13 protein-coding genes are annotated in these 17,140 nt (G+C 72.2%); 5 read left to right on the top strand and 8 right to left on the bottom strand.

Annotation, left to right across the window (positions count from 1 at the left end; all coding sequences use genetic code 11):
- Nucleotides 1-11: 11 nt before the first annotated feature.
- Genes ACH4RC_RS01555 through ACH4RC_RS01545 form a run of 3 tightly spaced genes read right to left on the bottom strand, consistent with a single transcriptional unit; the run spans nt 12 to nt 3,063 of the window.
- Nucleotides 12-1,313 (bottom strand): ABC transporter substrate-binding protein, encoded by a 1,302-nt coding sequence (locus tag ACH4RC_RS01555; protein WP_398193678.1) that lies wholly within the window; start codon nt 1,311-1,313, stop codon nt 12-14.
- The gene (locus ACH4RC_RS01550; RefSeq protein WP_398193675.1) at nt 1,310-2,140 is read right to left on the bottom strand and encodes a carbohydrate ABC transporter permease; all 831 of its coding nucleotides are present in this window, start codon (nt 2,138-2,140) and stop codon (nt 1,310-1,312) included. Before ACH4RC_RS01550 ends, ACH4RC_RS01555 begins: the two co-directional genes overlap by 4 nt.
- On the bottom strand, nt 2,140-3,063 hold the full coding sequence (locus ACH4RC_RS01545; RefSeq protein ID WP_398193672.1) for a carbohydrate ABC transporter permease: 924 nt from the start codon (nt 3,061-3,063) through the stop codon (nt 2,140-2,142). Before ACH4RC_RS01545 ends, ACH4RC_RS01550 begins: the two co-directional genes overlap by 1 nt.
- Before the next feature lie 154 nt (nt 3,064-3,217).
- On the opposite strand from ACH4RC_RS01545, the gene ACH4RC_RS01540 reads away from it, so the two are divergent.
- Nucleotides 3,218-4,096 (top strand): phosphotransferase enzyme family protein, encoded by an 879-nt coding sequence (locus tag ACH4RC_RS01540; protein ID WP_398193670.1) that lies wholly within the window; start codon nt 3,218-3,220, stop codon nt 4,094-4,096.
- Between the two features lie 51 nt (nt 4,097-4,147).
- On the opposite strand, the gene ACH4RC_RS01535 is transcribed toward ACH4RC_RS01540, so the two are convergent.
- From ACH4RC_RS01535 to ACH4RC_RS01520, 4 genes are all read right to left on the bottom strand, one after another.
- Entirely contained in the window at nt 4,148-4,864 is a 717-nt protein-coding gene (locus ACH4RC_RS01535) for a 3'-5' exonuclease (RefSeq protein ID WP_398193667.1), read from the bottom strand.
- A 141-nt stretch (nt 4,865-5,005) separates the two neighbouring features.
- Nucleotides 5,006-6,271 (bottom strand): SAV2148 family HEPN domain-containing protein, encoded by a 1,266-nt coding sequence (locus tag ACH4RC_RS01530; protein WP_398193664.1) that lies wholly within the window; start codon nt 6,269-6,271, stop codon nt 5,006-5,008.
- A 115-nt stretch (nt 6,272-6,386) separates the two neighbouring features.
- Nucleotides 6,387-7,703 carry a copper amine oxidase gene (locus tag ACH4RC_RS01525; protein ID WP_398193662.1) on the bottom strand — a complete coding sequence of 439 codons (1,317 nt, stop codon included), beginning with the start codon at nt 7,701-7,703 and terminating at the stop codon, nt 6,387-6,389.
- 58 nt (nt 7,704-7,761) lie between these two features.
- Nucleotides 7,762-8,556 carry a Tat pathway signal sequence domain protein gene (locus tag ACH4RC_RS01520; RefSeq protein ID WP_398193659.1) on the bottom strand — a complete coding sequence of 265 codons (795 nt, stop codon included), beginning with the start codon at nt 8,554-8,556 and terminating at the stop codon, nt 7,762-7,764.
- Between the two features lie 160 nt (nt 8,557-8,716).
- Here ACH4RC_RS01520 and glgX point away from each other — a divergent pair, with 160 nt between their 5' ends.
- The 3 genes from glgX to ACH4RC_RS01505 all read left to right on the top strand — a co-directional run bounded on the left by glgX (nt 8,717) and on the right by ACH4RC_RS01505 (nt 14,628).
- Nucleotides 8,717-10,834 carry a glycogen debranching protein GlgX gene (glgX, locus tag ACH4RC_RS01515; RefSeq protein ID WP_398193657.1) on the top strand — a complete coding sequence of 706 codons (2,118 nt, stop codon included), beginning with the start codon at nt 8,717-8,719 and terminating at the stop codon, nt 10,832-10,834.
- 83 nt (nt 10,835-10,917) lie between these two features.
- The gene (gene treY / locus ACH4RC_RS01510) at nt 10,918-13,278 is read left to right on the top strand and encodes a malto-oligosyltrehalose synthase (protein WP_398193654.1); all 2,361 of its coding nucleotides are present in this window, start codon (nt 10,918-10,920) and stop codon (nt 13,276-13,278) included.
- Nucleotides 13,279-13,386: 108 nt separating this feature from the next.
- The gene (locus ACH4RC_RS01505; protein ID WP_398193651.1) at nt 13,387-14,628 is read left to right on the top strand and encodes a M14 family zinc carboxypeptidase; all 1,242 of its coding nucleotides are present in this window, start codon (nt 13,387-13,389) and stop codon (nt 14,626-14,628) included.
- Between the two features lie 14 nt (nt 14,629-14,642).
- Here ACH4RC_RS01505 and ACH4RC_RS01500 read toward each other — a convergent pair whose 3' ends face one another.
- Nucleotides 14,643-15,194, bottom strand: a complete 552-nt coding sequence (locus ACH4RC_RS01500) for an FHA domain-containing protein (RefSeq protein ID WP_398193649.1) — start codon at nt 15,192-15,194, stop codon at nt 14,643-14,645.
- Between the two features lie 170 nt (nt 15,195-15,364).
- Here ACH4RC_RS01500 and treZ point away from each other — a divergent pair, with 170 nt between their 5' ends.
- The gene (gene treZ / locus ACH4RC_RS01495; RefSeq protein WP_398193646.1) at nt 15,365-17,110 is read left to right on the top strand and encodes a malto-oligosyltrehalose trehalohydrolase; all 1,746 of its coding nucleotides are present in this window, start codon (nt 15,365-15,367) and stop codon (nt 17,108-17,110) included.
- The last annotated feature ends 30 nt before the right edge of the window (nt 17,111-17,140 follow it).

Genomic DNA, 17,140 nt, shown 5'->3' with positions numbered 1-17,140 from the left:
CGCCGCGTGCGCTACCGCTGGTACCGCGCGAGCACGAGATTGCCGTCCTCGACCAAGCGGTGCCGCAGCTCCTCGATGCCGATCGCGCCGCTGTAGTACTCCTGCAGCGCCGGGGTCGCCACCTTGTCCTTCCACTCCGGGTAGCCGCGCACGGACTGGGCCGGGGCCGAGCGGAGGTGGGCGGCGAGGGCCGTGCCGGTCGCCCAGTCGTATCTGGCCGTGTGCAGCGCGGGGTCCTTCAGCGCCCGCGTACCGGTGGGCAGCATCCAGTCGCCCAGGGCGAGCCGGACCATGTTGCGCGGCCGGAGCAGGAAGTCGATGAACTCGGCCGCCTCCTTCTTGTGCGCGCTGTCCTCGGCGACGGACAGGGTCTGCGGGCTGACGCCCTGGGTGAGCCCGTCGGCCCCGGCCGGTGCGGGCAGCACCTTCCAGTCGAAGCCCTTGGGCGCCTGCTGCACGATCTGCTGCCGGTAGGAGAAGCCGAGCGGCACCATCGCGTACTTGCCCGCGAAGAAGCCGGGCAGTGTGTCGGAGCCGCCCATGCCGAGCGTCGTGCCGGACGCGCTGCGGTCGACGTTCACCTGGTCGTGGACGGTGCGCGGCATGACCGCGTCCGCCGCCCCGAACCGGACCGTCACCTTGCCGTCCGCGCCACGGTGGAACATCTGCCCGCCGGTGGACAGGGACAGGTTGAGGGTCGCCGACACCGGCTCCTTGAGCGGCCAGGCGACGCCGTACCTGTCCCTGTCCGCGTCGCTGAGCCGCGCCGCCGCCCTGCGGAACTCGGCCCAGCTCCACGGGCGCTCCGGCGTCGGGACGCGCACCCCCGACCCCTTCAGCCGCTTCGCGTCGGCGATCAGTACGCGCGGCTCCTGGAGGAACGGGACGCCGTAGATTCCGTCACCGAAGGTCGCGGTCTCCCAACTGCGCTGCGGGATGTCGGCCTTGAGGCGGGCGGGGAGGTAGTCGCGCAGGTCCGCGAGGTAGCCGCCGTAGGCGAAGTCGGCCAGGTCGTCGGAGGCGTCGTGGATGATGTCGGGCGCCTCGCCGCCCTCGAACGCGGTGAGCAGCTGGTCGTGGACGCTGTCCCAGCTGCCCTGCACGTACTTGACCCGGACGTCGGGGTGGGTCGCGTTCCACTCCTCGACCAGCTGCTTGTTGGCGTCGACGGACTCCTTCTGCCAGGCGAGCGACTGGAACTCCAGGGTGATGGGGCCGCCGGTGTCCTTCGTGCCGGACGTACAGCCGACAAGGCCGACAAGGAGGAGGACCGCCGCAACAATGACCAGCAACTTCCGCCCGTATCCCGTCATTTGACCGCTCCCGCCAGCATGCCGCCCGTGATCCGCTTCTGGATGACCGCGAAGATCACCAGGGACGGCAGCGTCGCCAGAAACGCCGCCGCGGCGAGCGGGCCGAGGTCGGCGACGCCCTCGGCGCCGAGGAAGTGGGTCAGGATCACCGGCAGCGTCTGCCGCTCCGGCGATTTCATCAGGACCAGGGCGAAGAAGAACTCGTTCCAGGCGCTGATGAACGCGAACAGGCCCGTCGCGACGATGCCGGGTACGAGCAGCGGCGCCGTCACGGAGACCAGGACGCGCAGCCGGCCCGCCCCGTCGACCGCCGCCGCCTCCTCCAGCTCCCGTGGAACCGCCCGTACGTAGCCGACGAGCATCCACAGCGCGAAGGGCAGCGCCCAGACCACGTACACCAAGATCAGGCCCGGCAGCGCGTTGATCAGGTGGAGGCTCTTCAGGATCAGGAACAGCGGAATGATGACGAGGACGAACGGGAACGCCTGGCTGATCACCACCCAGCCGGTCGCCCCCCGCGACACGAGCGAGCGGTGGCGGGCCATGACGTACGCCATCGGGACCGCGATGACCAGCGCGATGACGGCGGCGCAGACCGCCACGAGAAGAGAGTTCGCCGCCGCGCGCAGCAGAGGCTGTTCGTCGAAGGCCTGCCGGAAGTTGTCGAGGGTGGGGTTCTTCGGGAGCCAGGTGGGGTGCAGGCTCGCGAGTTCGCGCGGCGGTTTGAACGCGGTGGAGATCAGCCACAGGAACGGGAAGACGAGGAAGATCAGGTAGGCCAGGAGCGCGAGGTACTGGCCCGCGCGGGCGGGCCTGGAGGGCTTCATCACTGCTCGTCGCCTCCCTTCAGACGGCCCACGAGGTAGAGGGCGAGGAGGATCGAGATGACGGCGACCATGACGCAGCCCATCGCCGCCGCGTAGCCGAACTGCCCGTAGCGGAAGGCCTCTTCGTACGCGAACAGCATCGGCAGGCGGGTGCGTCCGCCGGGACCCCCGTTGGTCAGGACGTAGACCAGGGCGAAGCTGTTGAAGTTCCAGATGAAGTTCAGCGCGGTGATCGCCAGGGCGACGGGGCGGATGGCGGGCCAGGTGACCGTACGGAACCGGCGCCATGCCCCCGCCCCGTCCATCGCGGCGGCCTCGTGCAGCTCGCGCGGGGTGTGCTGCAACCCGGCGAGCAGCGCGACCGTCGTCTGCGGCATGCCCGCCCAGATCCCCACGACGATGACGGCGGGCAGCGCGGTGGCCAGACCTGTCAGCCAGTCGCGGCCGTCGCCGAGGCCGAGGGTGCGCAGTGTCTCGTTGAGGATGCCCGCGTCCGGGTGGTAGACGAGGCGCCACATGATGCCGACGACGACCTCCGGCATCGCCCACGGCACGATCGCGAGGGCCCGCGCCAGCCAGCGGAAGCGCAGCTCCTGATTGAGCAGGAGCGCGAGGCCGAGGGCGAGCAGGAACTGCGGCACCGTCACGCCGATCGCCCACACCAGGCCGATGCGGAACGACTCCCAGAAGAGCGTGTCGTGGAGCAGATCGCGGAAGTTCAGGGTGCCGACCCACTGCGTCGCCGTGGTGCGGCCCGACTGGGAGTCGGTGAAGGCGAGCCCGATGCCGTAGAGGAGCGGGCCGACGCTCAGGACCAGGATCGGCAGGAGGGCGGGGAGCACCAGGAACCAGGCGCCGTGCTCCCGGTGCGGTCCGGACGCGGAGTGTCGCCCCGTCCGTGGTCGTGCGGTCGCCGAGGTCACGTGCGGCTCCTTGGACGGGTCCGTTGGCGCTCACTCAGGTGTTCGCGGCCGTCCCGACGGCCCCCGTCATCGTGCTGAGCCGGTGCTACGACGTCAAGACATTCGGACGGGTGCGAGACTGACCCGGTATCGGCAGGAACGCGGGAGGCGAGTGATGGACGAGGTACGGGCACGGTCCGTGTTGGCCAGGGCGGGTGTCGTGGACGGCCCCGCGGACGGCGCGGAGCTGCTCGCGCTCGGCGAGAACGCGGTGTTCGCCGCCGGGGACATCGTGATCAAGGTGGGCCGGGACAGCGGCCTCGCGCCCGAGCTGCTCGACCGGGCCCGGCGCGAGCTGGACATCGCCGCCTACCTCGCCGAGCACGGCGTCCCCGCCGTACGCGCCGCCGAGGCCGAGCCGCTCGTCGTCGACGGGCATCCGGTGACCGTGTGGCACCGCGTCCCCGACTCGGTGCGGCCCGCCGAGCCGCGCGACCTCGCGGAGCTGCTGAAGCTGGTGCACACGCTGCCCGCGCCGACCGCGTTCACGCTCCCCCGGCGGGAGTTGCTGGGCGGTGTCGAGCGCTGGCTGCGGCTCGCGGGCGACGCGATCGATCCGGCGGACGCGGAGTACCTGCGTCAGCGGCGGGACGGTTTCGCGGCGGCGGCCGCCGCGCTGACGCCCCGGATCGCCCCCGGGCCCATTCACGGTGACGCGCTGCCCCGCAATGTGCATGTCGGTCCCGACGGGCCCGTTCTGGTGGACCTGGAGACGTTCTCGTCCGATCTGCGCGAACACGATCTGGTGGTGATGGCGCTGTCGCGCGACCGGTACGGGTTGCCCGCGGCGGCTTATGACGGGTTTGTCCGCGCTTATGGGTGGGATGTGCGGGAGTGGGACGGGTGTGCGGTGTTGCGCGGGGCGCGGGAGACGGCGTCCTGCGCGTGGGTCGCCCAGCACGCGTCCGCCAACCCGGCGGCCCTCGCGGAGTTTCGGCGGCGGGTGGGGTCGTTGCGGGACGGGGACACCGGCGTGCGGTGGTATCCGTTCTGACCTTGGCCGGCTCGCCGTGGGCACGGGGGCTTCACCCCGTGCCCACCGCCCTCAAACGCCGGACGGGCTGAACTTGATCGGCCAAGCCGGGTCCACCACCGCGCCCTCGTCCCCCTTGCCCCGCAAGAAGTTCTGGAAGTCCGTCGCCCACTGCGCGTACCACTCCACCTGGCGGCGGTGCAGTTCCGCCGGGCCGAGGGAGGCGATCTTCGGGTGGCGGTCGGCTATCGCGCGGGCGAGGAGCGCCGCGGCGAGGGCGTCCGCCGAGGCGTCGTGGGCGGCGGCGAGCGTGACGCCGTACTCGGTGCAGACCGCCTCCAGGTTGCGCTTGCCGCGGCGGTAGCGGTCGGCGGTGCGGTCGATCGTGTACGGGTCGATCACCGGCGCCGGGTCCGTGCCGAGCCGCTCGTGCAGCGAGGGCAGGCCGTGGCGGGCCAGTTCGGCGGAGAGCAGGGTCAGGTCGAACGCCGCGTTGTACGCGACGACCGGGACGCCCGTGCGCCAGTACCCGACCAGGACGTCGGCGATGGCGTTCGCCACGCGGTCGGCCGGTGCGCCCTCCGCCCTCGCCCGCTCGTTGCTGATCCCGTGCACGGCGACCGCCTCGTCCGGGATCGGTACGCCCGGGTCGGCGAGCCACTGCTTGTGGCCGAGGACGGTGCCGTCCCTGACCTCTATGACGGCGCCGGTGACGATGCGCGCCTCGCGCGGATCCGTGCCCGTCGTCTCCAGGTCGAAGCCGACCATCAGCTCCCGGTGCCAGCCCATGGCAGCCCCCTTCTCGTGGTGCGTTCCCCCAGTGACCACCACCTTCGCACGCGCCACTGACAATCCCTTCGGCGCCGGCCCGAAGGCCCATTCAGGACACGGGCCGGGGCACGGGCCGGGGCACGGGTCAGGTCACACGGGTCAGGACACCGGCCGGGCGTCCGCCCACGCCTGCTCGAACTCGTCCCGGTATGTCACGAACAGGCCGTTCTCCGCGTCCGGCGAGGCGTTCGCCCTGACCGTTCGGCCGCCGCCGCGCAGCACGAGCACCGGCGCCTCCATGCCGCGCGAGCGGCGCAGGTAGGACTGGACGACGGCGATGCCGTCCGCGCCGTCACCGTCGACGAGGTAGGCGGTGAAGCGCGGAGTCTCGTCGAAGACCTGGATCTCGAACGCGCCGGGGTCGTGGAGCCGGGCCCGCACGCGCCGCATGTGGAGGATGTTCATCTCGACGGCGCGGCTCAGTTCACCCCGCTTGATGCCCAGTTCCCGCTCGCGCCGTTTGACCGCGCTGGAGGCCGGGTTGAGGAAGAGCAGCCGTATGCGGGAGCCCGACTCGGCGAGGCGGACGAGGCGGCGCCCCGAGAAGTTCTGGACGAGGAGGTTCAGGCCGATCCCGATGGCGTCCAGGCGGCGGGCGCCACCGAAGAGGTCCTCGGCGGGGAACTGGCGCAGCAGCCGCACCCGGTCGGAGTGGACGCCGACGACATCCGCGAACCGGTCGCCGACCAGCTCCTCGACGGCGTCGATGGGCAGGCGCCGGGCGGAGGGGACGTCGGAGCCCGCGCCGAGCATCTCCAGGAGGCGGGCGGAGGCGCGCTCGGCCTGGGCGAGGACCGTCTCGTTGAGGGCGCGGTTGCGGGAGACCACATTGCGGGTGACCTCCAGCTCGTCCAGGGCGAGCTCGACGTCGCGCCGTTCGTCGAAGTACGGCTCGAAGCACGGCCAGTGCTGCACCATCAGCTCCCGCAGCTGCGGAAGGGTCAGGAACGACAGCACATTGTCGTCGGCCGGGTCCAGGAGGTAGCCCTTGCGGCGGCTCACCTCGCGCACGGCGACGGCGCGCTGCACCCACTCCTGCCCGGCGGGCCCGGCGGCGGCGACGACCCAGTCGTCGCCGTGCACGGGCTCGTAGACGGGCCGCAGCACGGCGGCGACGACGGCGCGCAGCCGCTGCTCGACCAGGTTCAGCCATATGTAGGCGCGCCCGGCCCGCTGCGCGCGCGTACGGACCTCCCGCCACGCGTCGGGGCCCCAGTCCAGTTCGGGACCGATCTGGGACCCCACGTCCATGGGCCGGGCCAGTGACACCGCTTGGGGCGGGATGTCCGTGGCGGCTGCCCCCGGACCCTCCTGGCCCTCGTGACCGTCGTCACCAGGGGGCAGCTCAAGCCCTCCCGAGCTCACCCGCTCCGCACCGCCTTCCGCTCCCCCGAGCTTGTTCGAGCACTCCCCCAGCAACGATCAAGGAAGGGTACTCCGGGAGCGGCGGGCGGTGCAGCCGGATGGGAAGGAGAGTTTGTCAACGGCCCACCGGGGGAACCCCGTTCTGATTCGCGAGGTCCGCCGGAGTGAGCGGGCTCATGGCCGTGACGTCCCTCGGGGCCAGCGAGAAGCCCTGCCAGTGGACCGGCATGGGCTGCTGGTCCTCGTCCCGGGCGATGTGGTGGAACCCTATGTTGACCCAGGCGATCGGGTTCTTCAGGGCCTGTCCGCCGACCCATTTGTCCACGCTCGCCCCGCCGCAGTTGGAAGCGGGGTTGTTGCTCGCGTACTGCTCGCACTTCTTGTACTCGGTGAAGTACAGGTCGTGCTTGGTGAAGGAGCGGCCGGGGAACTTGGCCGAGCGGCCGGGCACGAACTCGTAGGAACGGGGGTGGCCGTCCTTGTTCTTGCCGGCCGTGGAGACCACGCGCCACCAGCGCATGTTCGCCGCGTCACCGGCGAGCTCCTTGGTGACCGGGGTTCTGGTGGTCCTGGTGGTGGGCGAGCCGTTGCCGCGCGGCGGGGTCACCTTGGAGTCGTACTGCTCGATCTTGCTCTTGGAGGAGCCGTCGAGGCCGAAGTTGAGTCGCCAGAACACGTTGTGGCTGTGGCTCTCCGCGTAGGCGTCGGCCCCCTTGCCGATGGGCCAGCCCTTGCCGTCGGTGCCCTCGTAGTCGTACGGGGAGAGGCTGCCGGTCGCGCCGACGTTGGAGGTGATGGTGCCGTCGGAGGAGAAGCGCCACTCGGTGATGTACTCGTACCAGGACGCCTTGTTGACGGTGTAGACGAGCAGGTCCTTGCCCTGGGAGGTGTAGACCTTGCCGGTGCCGCCGGTCGAGGGGTCGTCGTTGAGGCGGTACGCGTGCCCGCGCGCACGCGTGGTCGCGCACAGCCCGGCCACATTGCCGCGGTCGGGGACCTTCACGGTCTTGATGGTGCCGCCGGGACACTCGGCGGGGCGGAGCTTCTGCAGGGCCTGGCCGAAGTCGGTGCCGGTGACGTCGTCGTACTCGGCCTCCCCGTCGTCGTAGGGGACATGGACCTGCGCCAGGCGGGCACTGGTGAGGACACGGATCGGCTTCGGCTCGCTCTTGGGCTGGTAGCTCACATCGTCCAGGACGAGACCGGAGAGGGTGTTGTAGTGCCAGCACATCCGCCAGGTGGTACCGCCGTCGAGGGTCTGCTCGATCGTGTACGCGGCCGAGCAGGCGGGCGCGGCGGGCGCGGGCGCCTGGGGCGCCGCCGAGGCGGACGGTGCGGTGGCGAAGGCGGTGCCGAGCAGCGCGGTGACCGCGAGGCCGGTGAGGGCGGCAGCGGGCCTCGTGCGGGCGCGCCGGACTCTGTTCACGTGCATACGGAAGGACTCCCTTGTGCAGGAGAGGTATGTGGAGGGTTCGGTTCCGCCGGGGCGGTCAGGACAGGCGTCCGACGGTGCGCTCACTCAGGTCGACGACGAGGGCGCGGGTGTCGATCCACGGTCCGTTCCTGACCTTGGTGACGACGCTCAGGCACCGGTGGGTCCCGCAGTCGGTGAGCGCCGCGGGCACGCGCGCGACGGTCTCCTTGCGGAAGACCATGCCGCTGAGCTGGAGCTGACCGGCCTTGGTGAGCTGCTTCCCGGTCGCGTCCTGGTAGTCCGCCCTGAGGTCGGCGCCCAGCTTGTTCGCTATCAGCAGGTCCGCCGCCTCGGCCAGTTCCCCCTGGCTCGGCGGCGGCTGCACGCCCTTGTCGCTGCGCGCGTCCTCCACCTTGCCGGTGTCGAGGTTCACGGTCTTGGTGACGACGGTGTCGCTCTTGTAGTCGTAGGAGACGACGTCCGCGCGGCGCTGGGCCGCGGCCGCGCCGCTCAGGCCCGGGTCGATCTCCGTCAGGTTGGTCGACAGATGCTGAGGGCCCCGGTCTCCTTCCACGTCCCGGGCGTTCATCCGCAGATTGTTGTTCTGGACGGCGAGTTTCCCGGCCCGGTCGATCTCGGCGTCGGTCAGCGGGTCCCGGCCGATCCCCTCGGCGCCCTCGTCGGGTGCGGCCTCGACCGTCCCCTCCGGGGCGACGGCGTCCTGCTGGGCCGTGCCCGCCCTGGCCGCCGCGCCGGCTTCGTCCCCCGGGCCGTCCGGCAGGCCCACGCCCACCGCGACGGCCGCACCGGCGGTGGCCAGGGCCACCGTGGCCACCAGTTTGCCGAGATGGCGTCTTGCTAGCTCGCGCACATCTTCCCCCTGCTCCCCCGGCAGTCCCACGTGTGGGCATACCGGATGTACGTGGTCTTCCTGTAAGAGGGGTCCAACTCGGAGGTGGTTCCGTCCATTTCGGGGACAGACTCACTGGTGTCGCCCGGACCGCCGGGCCGGAAGTGGAAGAGTCGTCAGCATGCAGGTCTGGCCTGGACAGGCGTATCCGCTCGGTGCCACGTACGACGGCGCCGGAACCAATTTCGCGGTCTTCTCCGAAGCCGCCGACCGAATCGAGTTGTGCCTGCTGCACGACGACGGTTCGGAGACGGCGGTCGAGCTGAGAGAGTCCGACGCGTTCGTCCGGCACGCCTACCTCCCCGGCGTCATGCCGGGGCAGCGGTACGGCTACCGGGCGCACGGCCCCTACGAACCCGCGCGCGGGATGCGCTGCAACTCCGCGAAGCTGCTCCTCGACCCGTACGCGCGTGCCATCAGCGGGCGCATCGACTGGACGGAGGCGGTGTACGGATATCCGTTCGGCTCGCCGGAGGAGCGCAACGACCTCGACTCGGCGCCGCACATGATGGCGTCGGTCGTGGTGAACCCCTACTTCGACTGGGGCGACGACCGCCCGCCGCGCACCGAGTACCACGAGACGGTGCTCTACGAGGCCCACGTGAAGGGCCTCACCATGCGCCACCCGGCGCTCCCCGACGACCTGCGCGGCACCTACGCGGCGCTCGCGCACCCGGCGATCATCGACCACCTCACCGAACTGGGCGTCACCGCGCTCGAGCTGATGCCGGTCCATCAGTTCGTCAACGACCACCGCCTGGTCGAGATGGGCCTGAACAACTACTGGGGCTACAACACGATCGGCTTCTTCGCCCCGCACAACACCTACGCCTCCTGGGGCGACCGGGGCGAGCAGGTCCTGGAGTTCAAGTCGGCGGTGCGGGCGCTGCACCAGGCGGGCATCGAGGTCATCCTGGACGTCGTCTACAACCACACGGCCGAGGGGAACCACCTGGGCCCGACACTCTCCTACAAGGGCCTCGACAATCCGTCGTACTACCGCCTCACCGACGACCCCCGGTACTACATGGACACGACGGGCACCGGCAACTCGCTCCTGATGCGGTCCCCGCACGTCCTCCAGATGATCATGGACTCGCTGCGCTACTGGGTCGAGGAGATGCATGTCGACGGGTTCCGCTTCGACCTGGCGGCCACCCTGGCGCGCCAGTTCCACGAGGTGGACCGGCTCTCGTCCTTCTTCGACCTGGTGCAGCAGGACCCGGTCGTCTCGCGCGTGAAGCTGATCGCGGAGCCCTGGGACGTCGGCGAGGGCGGCTACCAGGTGGGCAACTTCCCGCCCCTGTGGACCGAGTGGAACGGCAAGTACCGCGACACCGTGCGGGACCTGTGGCGGGGCGAGCCGCGCACCCTGGCGGAGTTCGCGGGCCGGCTCACCGGCTCCTCGGACCTCTACCAGGACGACGGCCGCCGCCCGCTCGCCTCGATAAACTTCGTGACCTGCCACGACGGGTTCACCTTGCACGACCTGGTGGCGTACAACGACAAGCACAACGACGCCAACGGCGAGGACAACCGGGACGGCGAGAGCCACAACCGGTCGTGGAACTGCGGCGCCGAGGGCGAGAGCGACGACCCGGCGGTCCTCGATCTGCGGGCCCGCCAGATGCGCAACTTCATGGCCACACTGATGCTGTCCCAGGGCGTGCCGATGCTCAGCCACGGGGACGAGTTCGCGCGCACCCAGGGCGGCAACAACAATGCGTACTGCCAGGACAACGAGGTGGCGTGGGTGCGCTGGGCCGACCCGGAGGAGCCGCCGGAGCCGCTTCTGGAGTTCACGCGCGCGATGGTGCGCCTGCGCCGCGACCACCCCGTCCTGCGCAGACGCCGCTTCTTCCACGGCCGCCCGGTGGAGGGCACGCACGACGACCTGTCGGACATCGCCTGGTTCACCCCCGAGGGCGAGGAGATGACACAGGAGGACTGGACAGCGGCGCAGGCCCGCTCGATGTCGGTGTTCCTCAACGGCAACGCGATCTCCGAGCCGGGTCCGCGCGGCGAGCGCATCGCCGACGACTCGTTCCTGCTGCTGTTCAACGCCTCGCCCGAGGTGCAGGAGTTCGTGGTGCCCATGGACCACGGCCGGCAGTGGCAGCCGGTCGTCGACACGGCGCTGCCGACCGGCCTGCCCACCGACGACGGCCCGAAGGTCCAGGCGGGCGACCGCCTGGAGCTGCTCGGGCGGAGCCTCACGGTGCTGCGACGGCCCGCGTAGGCGCCCCCGGAGGTGTTCACCGCGGCGCGCCGCGGCGCCGCGGTGAACGCACGAAAGACGCCCTTGGGGGTAAGTAATCTCGCATGACGCCTCACGCCCCCACGGCCACCTACCGGCTCCAGCTGCAACCTGGTCTCGGCTTCGCGGCGGCCGCTGCCGCCGTCCCGTACCTGGCCTCCCTGGGGGTCTCCCATCTGCACCTGTCGCCGGTCCTGGAGGCCGTCCCAGGGTCGACGCACGGCTACGACGTGGTGGACTGCACGCGCGTGCGCGACGAACTCGGCGGCGAGGACGGGCTGCGGGCGCTCGCCGCCAAGGCGCGCGAGCACGGTCTCGGCCTCGTCGTCGACATCGTCCCCAACCACATGGCCGCCTCCGTGCGGCACAACAGGCCGCTGTACGAGGTCCTGCGCGACGGCCCCTCGTCGCCGTACGCGCGCTGGTTCGACATCGACTGGGAGGCGCAGGGAGGCCGGGTCCTGCTGCCCGTCCTCGGCGGGCCCGTCGGGGACGAGCTGGCCGCCTTGGAGGTGGAGGGGGACGTGCTGCGCTACTACGACCACGTGTTCCCCCTGCGCGAGGGCACCCGCACGCTGCCGCTGCCCCGGCTTCTCGACGCCCAGTGGTACCGCCTCGCCTGGTGGCGCCTCGCCCGCACCGAGCTGAACTACCGGCGCTTCTTCACCATCTCCGACCTCATCGGCGTCCGCATGGAGGACCCCGAGGTGTTCGAGGAGACCCACGCGACGATCCTGCGCCTGCTGCGCGAGGGCGTCGTCGACGGGCTGCGCATCGACCACCCCGACGGCCTCGCCGACCCCGGCGGCTACCTCCAGCGCCTCAGCGACGCGACGGGCGGCCGGTGGACCGTCGTCGAGAAGATCCTGGAGGACGACGAGCACCTGCCCGCCGCCTGGCCGGTCGCCGGGACCACGGGCTACGACGCGCTGCGCCACCTCGACGGCCTGTTCACCGACCCGGCGGGCGCCGACGAGCTGCTCGGCCTGTTCCGCCGTTTCACGGGCGTCACGGCGGACCGCGGCGGCGAGTGGGCGGCGACGGCCCGCCGCGCCGCCCACCGCGTCGTCACGCACGAGCTGGCCGCCGAGGTGGACCGCCTCACGCGCGAGGCCGCCGCGCTGTCTGCCGAGAGGCCCGAGCTGCGCGACCACGCGCCCTGGGCGCTGCGCACGGCCCTGCGCGAGCTCCTGGTGCGCGTCCCGGTGTACCGGCCGTACGTCGCCGGGGGCGTCGACCCGGAGACGGTGCTGACGGCGTCCGACGCGGCCGACGCGAAAGCCGCGTTCACCGTCGCCGAGGAGGCCCGCGCCGTCGACACCGTACGGAACCTCGCGCTCGGCCGGCTCGGGGACTCTCCCCGGCACACGGCGTTCCGGGCGCGGTTCGCGCAGGCGGCGTCGGCGCTGCGGGCCAAGTCGGTCGAGGACACGGCGTTCTACCGGTACACGCCGCTCCTGTCGGCCCTGGAGGTCGGCGGCAGCCCGCAGCGCCCGGCGGTCACGGCGGAAGCGTTCCACGCGTACTGCGCGCGCGTGCAGCGGGACTGGCCCTACACCTCGACCGTCCTGTCGACCCATGACACCAAGCGCAGCGCGGACGTCCGGGCGGGCATCGCGGCCCTCAGCCAGTGCCCCGCACAGTGGGAGGCGCTGCTCGCCCTGGTGACCGAGCAGACCGCGCGCGGCGGCGCCGCCAGCGCGCCCGACCCGCAGCTCGCCTGGGCGGCCTGGCAGACGGTGGCCGGGCTCGGCCCCGCCGATCCGGAGCGGCTGCAAGGCGCCCTGCTCAAGCACGCGCGCGAGGCGGGCCTGTTCACCACGTGGACGGAGCAGGACGAGGCCTACGAGAGCGCCGTACGGGACTTCGTGGCGTCCGGCCCCTGCGGCCCGCCCGGGGAGGAGGTGCTGCGCTTCATGGCGGACCTCGCGCCCCACGTACGGGCCAACGTCCTGGGCGCGGCCCTGGCGCACCTCACCATGCCGGGCGTCCCGGACGTCTACCAGGGCACCGAACACTCGTACCGCGCCCTGGTGGACCCGGACAACCGGACGCCCGCCCGCTTCGAGGCCGCCCGGGAGCCGGGCACGCTCTCCGCGGAGAAGGAGGCGCTCACCAAGACGGCGCTCCACCTGCGCAGGGAGCACCCCGAGTGGTTCGGCGGCGCCTCCACCTACGAGCCGCTGCCCGCCGAGGGCCCGGCCGGGCAGCACTGCGTGGCCTACGCGCGCTCGGGCCATGTCGTGGTGGCCGTGACCCGCCTCTCCCTGCGGCTCGCGGAGGCGGGCGGCTGGCAGGAGACGCGGCTCGCGCTGCCGCCCGGCGACTGGACCGAGCTGCTCGACCCGGGCCGGCAGTTCAGCGGCCACACGCGCGTGGCCGAGCTTTTCCGGCAGTCGCCGGTGGCGTTGCTCGTACGCGCCTGAGCCGAGCGGCGTAGCCTGCACCGGCGACGAAGCGGAGTACAAGCCTTCTTGACAGGCCCGGCCGAGCGTGGGGTACTGCGGATGCTGACGCCAGGAGCACCAGCGGGGGTGAGTCATCTGACGGAGCAGCGCTACCCCACCACGGCCGAACTGGCCCAGTCAGCGCGGGAGCTGGCGACTCACCGGCCCGAACTGTGCCGACTACGCCGGATCGGCACGTCACGTGGGGGCCGCCCCCTGCATCTGCTGTCCGTCGGGCACGACCCGCGTACCGTCCTCGTCGTCGCGGGGGCGCACTCCAATGAGCCGACGGGCGGCCCGACCGCGCTGCATCTGGCCGAACGGGCGCTGCTCGAACCGGCGCTGCGCACCGACCGCTCCTGGCACTTCCTGCTCTGCGCCGACCCGGACGGCGCGGCCCTGCACCACACGCCCGCCCCGCGCACCCTGCTCGACTACCACCGGCACTTCTTCCGCCCCGCGGGCCCCGAGCAGCCCGAATGGTCGCCCTCGGTGCTGCCCCCGAACCGGCTGCCGCCGGAGACGACGACACTGACCGGCGCCATCGACGAGCTGCGCCCCTACCTCCAGGTGTCCTTGCACGGCACCGAACTCGGCGGCAGCTGGGTGCAGTTGACCCGGGACATCCCCGGGCTCGCGGAGGCGTTCGCCAAGTCGGCGGCCGAGCTGCACATACCGGTGGAGACCGGCGCCTGCGACGCGGCGGGCTGGCCGACGTCCGGGCCCGGCGTCCATGTCATGCCGGGGCTCGACGCGCAGGCCGCGTTCCCGAGCCTGCCCGACGACGCCCGGCACTCCACCTGGCACCACGCGCACCGCTACGGCGGCTCCACGGCGATCATCGAGGTGCCGATGTGGGCCAGCGACCTGGTCGACGACCCGGCCCCGCACCCCGGCCCCGAACGGGCGCTGCGCCGCATCTCGGCGCGGCTCAGCCGCGACACCCGCCTCGTCGAGGCGGTCCTCGTAGAGGCGCTCCCACGCCTGCCGGACACCACGGGCCCCCTGCTGCGCGCCGCCCGCTGGGCGCTGAGCCTGGTCCCGGGGCTCGCGGACGACTGGGTGCAGCCGCCCCCGCCGGACGCGACGATGGCGTACATCGGCAGCATCGACGCCTTCGCCCGCCGCCTCCCCCTGCGGGCCGCGGCCATGCTCCTGCGCGTCCTGGAGGAGGCCGGCGACCCGGCGGCCGCCCGCCTCGACGCCCTCGTCACCCGCTGGTGCGGGGTGTACGGGGCCCGCTTCAACGCGCGTTGGGTGCCGGTGGCCCACCAGATAGAGCACCAGGCGCGTACGACGATCGCGGCGGTCCGGTACGCGCGCGGCTGAGAGGAGCGCCGGGGTCAGTCCGCCGAGAGCCGGAACGAGATGCGGCCGAAGCCGACCTGGTCGCCGGCCTGGACGACGGCCGCGCCGGTCACCCTGCGGCCGTTCACGGACGTGCCGTTGGTGGAGCCGAGGTCGCGCAGGACCCACATGCCGCCCTGGCGGCTCAGCTCGGCGTGCACCCGCGAGACGGTGTCGTGGCTGAGGCGCAGCCCGTTGGCCGGGTCGCGGCCGATGCGCAGCGGGTAGGGGCTGCTCTGCGGCGGGAGCAGCAGCTTGGGCAGCCGCTCGACGGTCCAGGCCCTGCGCATCCGCACGGTGAACCCGGAGACCGCGCCCACCGCCCCGAGGACGGCGCGGGACCAGCGGTTCTCACCGCGCAGATCGGCGGTGAGCGCGTGCAGTTCGTCGGACCTGCGGGCGGCGAGCGCCAGCTCCATGCGGCGCACGAACGTGTCGTGCGAGAGGCGTCCGAGCGCGACGCCGTCCCTGAGCACCGCCAGCGCACGGTCCCGCTCGGCGTCGGTGAGCCGTGCGGGGTGCGTCTGGTGTTCAAAAGAGGACGTCACGCCTGTGATTGTCGGGCAGCACGGCTGAAGTGTCCAGAAAGCGGGAGACGCCCCTCAGCCGCGAAAGAACCGGCCAGTAGTGACGAATTACCGGCGGAACGATCACTCCTGTCGCAGGATGGACGCGTCGTCACCGTCGGCAGACATCCGGCTACGAGGGGGAAACGTCCGTGCGTTTCGAGGTGTGGGCACCCAAGGCAGAGCAGGTCACGCTCCATTGCGACGGCAGTGAGCGGGCGTTGGAGCGGGACCCCGGCCGCGCGGGCTGGTGGTCGGGCGAGGCCGAGGCGCGGGACGGGTCGCGGTACGGGTTCGCGCTCGACGACGGCCCCGTGCTGCCGGACCCGCGCTCGCGCCGCCAGCCCGACGGGCCCGACGGCCTCAGCGCGGTCGTCGACCACGACCGGCACGTGTGGCGCGCAGGCTGGGCGGGCCGGGACCTGACCGGCGCGGTCCTCTACGAGCTGCACGTGGGCACGTACACGCGCGAGGGCACGCTCGACGCCGCCGCCGAACGCCTCGCCCACCTGGTCGATCTCGGCGTCACGCACGTCGAGCTGATGCCGCTGTGTCCCGTCCCCGGCCGGCACGGCTGGGGGTACGACGGGGTGAGCCTGTGGGCGGTGCACGAGCCGTACGGCGGTCCCGAGGCGCTGAAGCGGTTCGTCGACGCCGCGCACGAGCTGGGCCTCGGCGTCGTCCTCGACGTCGTGCACAACCATCTGGGCCCGGCCGGGAACTATCTGCCCGCGTTCGGCCCGTACTTCACCGACACGTACCACACGCCGTGGGGCAGCGCCGTGAACCTCGACGCGCCCGGCTCCGACGAGGTCCGCGCCTACCTGGCCGGCAGCGCCCTCGCCTGGCTGCGCGACTACCGCGTCGACGGGCTCCGCCTGGACGCCGTCCACGAACTGCACGACCGGCGCGCCCTGCCTTTCCTCGAGGAACTGTCGACGGCCGTGGACGACCTCGCCGAGCGGCTCGGGCGGCCGCTGTTCCTGATCGCCGAGTCCGACCTCGACGACCCGCGCGTGATCACCCCGCGCGCGGAGGGCGGCCTCGGCGTGCACGCGCAGTGGAACGACGACGTGCACCACGCCGTGCACGCGGCCGTCACCGGGGAGAGCGACGGCTACTACGCCGACTTCGCGCGCGAGCCGCTCGCCGCCGTCGCCAAGACGCTGACCGACGGCTTCTTCCACGACGGCACGTACTCCTCGTTCCGCGGCCGCCACCACGGCCGCCCCCTGGACCGCGCCCGCACCCCCGCGCACCGGCTGCTCGCCTACACTCAGACCCACGACCAGATCGGCAACCGCGCGCAGGGCGACCGGCTCGCCGCGAACGTCTCCCCCGGGCTCCTCGCGTGCGCGGCGGCCCTGGTCCTGACGAGCCCCTTCACGCCGATGCTGTTCATGGGCGAGGAGTGGGCCGCGAGCACGCCGTGGCAGTACTTCACCGACCACACCGACCCCGAACTCGCCGAGGCCGTGCGCAAGGGCAGGCGCCGGGAGTTCGCCGCGCACGGCTGGGCCGAGAAGGACATCCCGGACCCGCAGGACCCGGCCACGCGCGAACGTTCCTGCCTCGACTGGTCGGAGCACGCCACGGGCCACCACGCGCGCGTGCTGTCCTGGTACCGCGACCTGATCGCCCTGCGCCGCGCCCGTACGGACCTCCAGGACCCGGATCTGGCGGCGGTCAAGGTCGCCTACGACGAGGGGGCCCGCTGGATCGCGTACCGCCGGGGCGACCTGCGGGTGGCGGTGAACCTGTCGCCGGACCCGGTGTCGATCCCGCTGGGGCGCCCGGTGGCGCAGATCCTCGCGGCATGGGAGCCCGTGGAACTGCCGGGCCCTGACGGGCTGTTGACGGTGCCGGGCGAGTCGTGCGTGGTGGCGGTCGCTCCTTGAGGAGCGTGCCGCGGGTCCAGCGGCTCTTCT

This window comes from Streptomyces sp. NPDC016845 (assembly GCF_044332585.1).
Lineage (GTDB): Bacteria > Actinomycetota > Actinomycetes > Streptomycetales > Streptomycetaceae > Streptomyces.
Note: the sequence above shows the minus strand (reverse complement) of the source record. Positions and strands in the feature narration are given on the sequence as shown.

What these genes read in the sequence shown, in the direction of transcription:
- ACH4RC_RS01555 (WP_398193678.1), bottom strand. Translation starts at nt 1,313, where the DNA reads ATGACGGGATACGGGCGGAAGTTGCTGGTCATTGTTGCGGCGGTCCTC.
- ACH4RC_RS01550 (WP_398193675.1), bottom strand. Translation starts at nt 2,140, where the DNA reads ATGAAGCCCTCCAGGCCCGCCCGCGCGGGCCAGTACCTCGCGCTCCTG.
- ACH4RC_RS01540 (WP_398193670.1), top strand. Translation starts at nt 3,218, where the DNA reads ATGGACGAGGTACGGGCACGGTCCGTGTTGGCCAGGGCGGGTGTCGTG.
- ACH4RC_RS01535 (WP_398193667.1), bottom strand. Translation starts at nt 4,864, where the DNA reads ATGGGCTGGCACCGGGAGCTGATGGTCGGCTTCGACCTGGAGACGACG.
- ACH4RC_RS01525 (WP_398193662.1), bottom strand. Translation starts at nt 7,703, where the DNA reads ATGCACGTGAACAGAGTCCGGCGCGCCCGCACGAGGCCCGCTGCCGCC.
- glgX (WP_398193657.1), top strand. Translation starts at nt 8,717, where the DNA reads ATGCAGGTCTGGCCTGGACAGGCGTATCCGCTCGGTGCCACGTACGAC.
- treY (WP_398193654.1), top strand. Translation starts at nt 10,918, where the DNA reads ATGACGCCTCACGCCCCCACGGCCACCTACCGGCTCCAGCTGCAACCT.